At 66.8% G+C, this 6,134-nt stretch carries 5 protein-coding genes and 1 pseudogene; 4 read left to right on the forward strand and 2 right to left on the reverse strand.

Annotated elements, in window-relative coordinates; all coding sequences use genetic code 11:
- Positions 1-16 precede the first annotated feature (16 nt).
- The 4 genes from GSQ83_RS10395 (at position 17) to GSQ83_RS10410 (ending at position 3,617) form a co-directional block, all read left to right on the forward strand.
- The gene (locus GSQ83_RS10395) at positions 17-1,060 is read left to right on the forward strand and encodes an Ldh family oxidoreductase (protein ID WP_158802830.1); all 1,044 of its coding nucleotides are present in this window, start codon (positions 17-19) and stop codon (positions 1,058-1,060) included.
- A gap of 12 nt (positions 1,061-1,072) precedes the next feature.
- Positions 1,073-1,771, forward strand: a complete 699-nt coding sequence (locus GSQ83_RS10400) for a lysophospholipid acyltransferase family protein (protein WP_158802831.1) — start codon at positions 1,073-1,075, stop codon at positions 1,769-1,771.
- A 45-nt stretch (positions 1,772-1,816) separates the two neighbouring features.
- Positions 1,817-2,545, forward strand: a complete 729-nt coding sequence (locus tag GSQ83_RS10405) for an SDR family oxidoreductase (RefSeq protein ID WP_158802832.1) — start codon at positions 1,817-1,819, stop codon at positions 2,543-2,545.
- 61 nt (positions 2,546-2,606) lie between these two features.
- Positions 2,607-3,617, forward strand: a complete 1,011-nt coding sequence (locus tag GSQ83_RS10410) for a substrate-binding domain-containing protein (RefSeq protein ID WP_216850033.1) — start codon at positions 2,607-2,609, stop codon at positions 3,615-3,617.
- Positions 3,618-3,776: 159 nt separating this feature from the next.
- Here GSQ83_RS10410 and xylB read toward each other — a convergent pair whose 3' ends face one another.
- Complete coding sequence (gene xylB, locus GSQ83_RS10415; RefSeq protein WP_158802833.1) at positions 3,777-5,258, reverse strand: xylulokinase; 1,482 nt, start codon at positions 5,256-5,258, stop codon at positions 3,777-3,779.
- 45 nt (positions 5,259-5,303) lie between these two features.
- Positions 5,304-6,134 (reverse strand): annotated as a pseudogene (locus GSQ83_RS30460) (DNA polymerase IV); the annotation flags it as partial.

Raw genomic sequence — 6,134 nt, forward strand, 5'->3', positions numbered from 1 at the left:
TGAGCGCGGAGATTCGATGACCGAGGCTATCCTGGTTCCTGCCGAGATCTTGGCGGCCCGGCTCCTGCAGGTGCTGACGGAGACCGGCGCCTCCGCTGAATCGGCAGAGGCCGCGACCAAGGCGATGATGCATGGCTCCCGCATCGGCATCGACAGCCACGGCGTGCGGCTCGTCGCGCATTACGTCTCGGTGCTGAAGTCTGGGCGCGTGAACCCACGGCCCTCCATCGTCACGCGCCGGACGGCGGCGGCAACAGCTGTTGTCGATGGCGATGATGGACTGGGCCACCTCACCGGCTACCGTGCGATGGAGGCGGCCGTCGAGATCGCGCGGGATTCGGGTGTTGGCGCGGTCGGGGCCATTCGGTCGTCCCATTTCGGCGCGGCTGGCGCTTATGCGCTTGTCGCGGCGGAACATGGCATGATCGGCTTCGCGACCACCAATGGCGACAGCATCGTGGCCCCCTTCGCCGCCGCCGAGGCCTTCCACGGCACCAATCCCCTCGCCTTCGCGGCGCCGGTGGCGGGGGAGAAGCCGTGGCTGTTCGATATGGCGACATCCTCCATCCCGTTTAATCGCGTGCTGCTGTTCCGGTCTTTGCAAAAGCTGCTGCCGGAGGCGGTCGCCGCGGATGCCGCCGGCACGCCCACCCAGGACCCCCAGGTCGCCGAGATGCTCATGCCGCTCGGCGGCGCGGGTTTCGGCTTCAAGGGGGCGGGGCTTGGGGGCGTGGCCACGCTGCTCTCGGCCATACTGATGGGCATGACGCTGGATCACGCGATGATTCCGATGATCGGCGCCGCGGATGTTCAGACACCACGCGGCATGGGGCATTTCTTCCTCGCCATCGACCCGGAACGGTTCGGGGGCAGCGCGATGTTCGCAAGCGGCATGCGCGATTATCTCGTGGCGCTCCGCTCCGTCCCGCCCAATGCGGAGGGTCAGGCGGTCATGGCGCCGGGCGACCGCGAATGGCGTATCGAGGGACAGCGGCTTCAGGACGGCATTCCGATCGATCCGGAAACCGCGGCTTTCCTCGGCCTGGGGACCAGGGCCTGACGTGGGTGTAGCTTGACGACACTGCTCCGCAGCGCGGCGGTCGAGGCTCTTACCGCGCGTATCGTCGGTTCCTACCTGGCTTTGGCGTTGCGCACGACGCGGTGGACGCTGCTTGGCGGCGAACACCTGACGCCATTTCTTGCCACATCGCCGGTGATCGCGGCCTTCTGGCATGAGCGCCTGGCGCTGCTGCCGGCCCTGTGGTCGATCATGCGGCGGCGCGGGGCGCGGGGCACGCCGCGTGTTCTCGTCAGCAAACATCGCGATGGCCGCCTGATCGGCGATGTTGTCCGGCGGTTTGGCGTGGAGGTGGTGTACGGCTCCTCGACGAAGACCGGCACCGCGCGGGAAGTTGCCGAGAAGGGCGGCGTATCCAGCGTGCGCGTTCTGTTGAATGTTCTCGAGGCTGGCGAGCACATTCTCATCACGCCAGACGGCCCACGGGGTCCACGGCGGGTGGCGGCTCAAGGCGTCGCCCAAATCGCGGGCCTGTCGGGTGTGCCAGTGTTGCCGATCGGGGTTCAGACCAGCCGCCGCCGGACCTTGTCGACCTGGGACAGAACGATCGTCCCGCTGCCCTTCGGGCGTGGCGTCATCGTCTGTGGCGCGCCGATCGAGGTGCCGAGAGAGAATTGGGAAGCGTGGCTGCCGATCATCGCGGCGGCACTCACCGCGGTCGCGGAGCAAGCGGATGCGGAATGCTCGGCCTGATCCTTTGGGACAGCCGCAACAATCCTTCAGAAGGGACGAGAAGCCATGAATTATGACCTTGCCGGGAAAGTTGTCGTTGTAACCGGGGCGAGTTCCGGAATTGGCCGGGCGACGATCCGGGTGCTTGCGGCCCAAGGATGCAAGATCGCGCTCGTCGCCCGGGAAAGCGATCGGCTGCGCAAGGTGGCGGACGAGATCGGCGAAGGCGCCTTCGTCGTGCCGACGGATCTCGCCCGACCCGAGGAGACCGATCGCATGGTGGAGACCGTGCTCGGACATTTCGGCCGCATCGATGTGCTGCTCGCCAATGCCGGGATCTATATTCACGGCGACGTGGCGGATGGCGATCCCGATGACTGGGACAGGCTTTTGCAGATCAACGTCGCAAGCGTCTTCCGTGCGGTGCGCCGCGTGCTGCCGGGGATGATCGCGCGCGGCGAAGGCGATATCCTGGTGACCAGCTCGATCGCCGGCCATCAGGCGATCCCTTGGGAACCGGTCTACAGCGCCAGCAAACACGCCATCCGGTCTTTCGTGCATGGCCTGCGGCGACAGGTTCTCAAACAGGACATCCGCATCAGCTCGGTCTCGCCCGGCATGGTCCTGAACGAGCTGTGGGGGATCGCAAGCCAGGAGGAGATCGACCGGCGGGCCGAGGCACGCGAGGGGCTGAGGTCGGAGGATGTCGCCGAGGCGATCCTCTTCGCGCTGACCCGGCCTCGCAATGTCACCATCCGTGACCTCGTGATGCTGCCTGCGGGCCAGGATCTCTGAGTTGCGCCCAGACGGTGAATGTGGAGAGATGGACCGATAAATCGAAACGGCAGGAGACGTCATGGCTGTAGGAATTACGCGGCGCGGTGCGATGAAGGCGCTGGCGGCAACGACCGCCATCGGCGCCTTGGGTGCGCCCACGATTGCCAGAGCGGCTGACCCGACGATGGTGACGGTGGTCAAGATCATCGGCGTGCCCTGGTTCAACCTGCTGGACCAGGGGCTGACCGCGGCCGGCAAGGATCTTAACATCACGACCTCGATGATCGGTCCCGCCCATGTCGATCCGGCCCAGCAGGTCGGTGAGGTCGAGGATCTTATCGCGCGCAAGGTCGATGTGATCGGCGTGGTGCCGCTGGACGTGAAGGTGCTCAGCCCCGTGCTGAAGCGGGCGCAGGATGCCGGCATCATCGTGATAACCCAGGAAGGTCCGAACCAGGACAACCGCACGTGGGATGTCGAGATGATCGACAGCAAGCTGTTCGGCGAAACACAGATAAAGGCGCTCGCCGAGGAGATGGGCGAGGAGGGCGAATACATCATCCTCGTCGGCACGCTGACGACGCCGCTGCACAATGCCTGGGCCGATGCCGCCACTGCGTATCAGCTCGCGAATTATCCCAAGATGAAGCTCGCTACATCTCGGTTCCCCGGCGCGGACGAAGTCGATACCTCGGAACAGGTGGCGCGCGAGGCGCTGCAGGCCTATCCCGACTTACGAGGCATCGTCGCATTCGGATCGAACGGGCCGATCGGCTGCGGCAATGTCATCCGGCAAAGGCATTTGCAGAAGAAAGTCGCGATCGTCGGCACCGCCATTCCGTCGCAGGTGCAATCGCTGCTGATGGCGGGCGCGGTGCGGAAGGCATTTCTCTGGAGCCCGAAAGACGCCGGCTATGCCATGGTGGCCGTCGCGAACCTGACATTGAAGAAGGCGAAGTTCGAGACGGGGATGGATATTCCTGGCCTCGGGAAAGCCAATGTCGATGTGGATAAACGCATCATCAGCCTCAACCGCATCATCACCGTGGATAAGGCGAACGTCGCGCAACTGGCGGCTTCTGGACTTTAGGACTTTCATTCCACAACGTCATGCTCGGCGAAGGCCGGGCATCCACGCCTTGCTTGCGTAACAAAGGCAAGGCGTGCATGGCACGCCTTCGCGTGCCATGACGGATCTTTGGGTGCTGTTCAGTATTAGATCTCCACGCCTAGCCGCGTATCGCTTGTCTCAGGGTTTACGCCGGAACTCCGGACGCAGCGCCTGATATAGATGACGGTAAGCTTCAAGCCGCGGTGCGTAAGCCTGGTGCAACCCGGCATCCGGCGTGATTTGCTCCACGACTACCGGCTGGCGCGGCGGCGTTGTGTCCCCTGTCGCCATGCGGCCGAGCCGCGCCGCTCCGAAGGCCGCGCCATGCTCGCCGCCATCATAGCGGTCTAGCGTAAGACCGGTCGCGCTGGCGATGATGCGCGCCCAGAACCGGCTGCGCGCGCCGCCGCCAATAAAGCCCGCGCGCTTTATATGCAGCCCCGCCGCGTCCAAAGCCGCCACACCATCGGCGAGGCTGAAAGCCACGCCCTCCAACACCGCCTGGATGACCTCCGGCCGCCGCGTATCCGGCGTCAGGCCGAAGATCACGCCGCGCGCATGGGGATCGTTATGCGGCGTGCGCTCGCCCGCGAGGTAGGGCAGGAAGAGCAGCGAACCCGGCCCGGTGAAACCAGCCTCGACCTCGGCCAGCAGCGCGGGGAGGTCGCCTGCATCCGCCGTGCCGCCTGTCATCCGTGCGACCGCACCAAGCGCACTCGCGCCGTTCAGGACAGCGGCCATCGCGCACCAGCGGCCTGGCAGGCAGTGGCAGAAGCTATGCACCGCGGCGTCAGGCGCCGGGCGGTAGCGGTCGGTCGCGACAAAAACCTGGCCGGAGGTTCCGAGCGCCACGAAGGCACGGCCATCCTCGACCGCACCGATCCCCATGCCACCGGCCAAAGTGTCCCCCGCACCGCCCGCCACCACGACGCCCGGCGACAGGCCGAAACGCGCGGCGATCTCAGGCCGCAGGGTTCCGGTGGGCGTTGGGCTCTCCACCACGGGCGGCAGCAGTGCGGGATCGATCCCAACGGCGGCGATCGCCTGCTCGCTCCAGCTTCGCGATTCCTCATCGAGCAACCAGGTTCCGGCGGCGTCCGAAACATCGGTCACGCGCGCGCCCGTCAGATGCAGTCGGATGATGTCCTTCGGCAAAAGCATATGGCGCGCGCGCGCCAGTACTTCCGGTTCATGCCGCGCGAGCCACAGCAGTTTGGGCGCCGTGAGCCCCGCCATTGGCGGCACGCCAAGCCGCCGCGCTAGATCTGGGTGGGCATCGGCGAGGGCTTGAGCCTCACCGGCCGCGCGTCCGTCATTCCACAGCATCGCCGGCCGCACCGGGCGGTCCGCACCGTCGAGCAGCGCGAGGCCGTGCATCTGTCCGCTAAGCCCGATGCCAGCGACGCGTGCCATGGCAGGCGCATGCTCGGCCGCCAGTTCCTCCAATGCCGCCGCGACCGCCGTCCACCAGCTCTCCACCGGCTGCTCAGATGCCAAGGGCGCGGGGTGGGTGGGCGACGGCACCGGCACCGAGACCACGGCCAGCACCGTTTCCGCCTCATCCAGGATGATCGCTTTGACCGAGGAGGTGCCGAGGTCGAGGCCGAGGAAGGTGGTCATGCGAGCGCTCTATCTCTTAGCGGATTTGAAGCGGCCGCCCCCGGCTCAGCCGAAGCCCCGTCCGCGCCCGATGATGGCCGGGCCGAAGCGATCCCGCAAATGGTCGAGCGCCTGCTGCCGCGCCACTCGCCGGCCGGAATCCGGATCGGCAAGATCGGCGGGATCGGCCTCGGCGATCGAGCGTAGCGGCTGGGCGCCGAGGCCGATCAGCCGGAAGGCCGTGCCATCCGCCTCGGGCGTCAACATCGCCCTGGCGGTGGCGAAGAGCACATCCGCCAGCGCGGTCGGCGCCGGTAGGCGATGCGTTCGTGTTCGTATGACGTGTTTCGCGGTCTTGAGCTTCAGCACTACGCCACCCGCCGCCCATTCGCCGGCACGCAGCCGGGCCGCCACCCTCTCGGCCATGCGCCACAAAATGCGTTCCAGCTCGGCCGGGTTGGAGAGATCGCTGTTGAAGGTCGTCTCGGCGCTGACCGACTTGGTTTCGCGCCTGGGTTCTACACTGCGGGCGTCCTCGCCGCGGGCGCGCCGCACCAGGGAGGGGCCATCTTCCCCCAGCCTGCGACGCGCCGTGGTGTCGTCCAGTGCCTGCAATTGGCCGATACGCGTGATGCCCATGGCGGCAAGCCGCGCGACCGCGACGGCACCCACACCTGGCAACAGCCCTACCAGTTCGGGCGCCAACAGCGCGGGCGCCTCCGACCCCAGCACCGAAAAGCCACGCGGCTTGCCACGCTCAGCCGCAAGCTTGGCGAGCAACCGGTTGGGGCCAAGGCCGATGGAGATGGAGACGCCGATCTCCGCCTCCACCCGCCGCGCCAGTCGCGACAGCATCATGGCGGGCGGCGCGCGGGGCAGCGCCTCAGTGCCCGCCAC

It is taken from the genome of Acidisoma sp. L85 (assembly GCF_009765865.1).
In the GTDB taxonomy this organism is placed as follows: domain Bacteria; phylum Pseudomonadota; class Alphaproteobacteria; order Acetobacterales; family Acetobacteraceae; genus Acidisoma.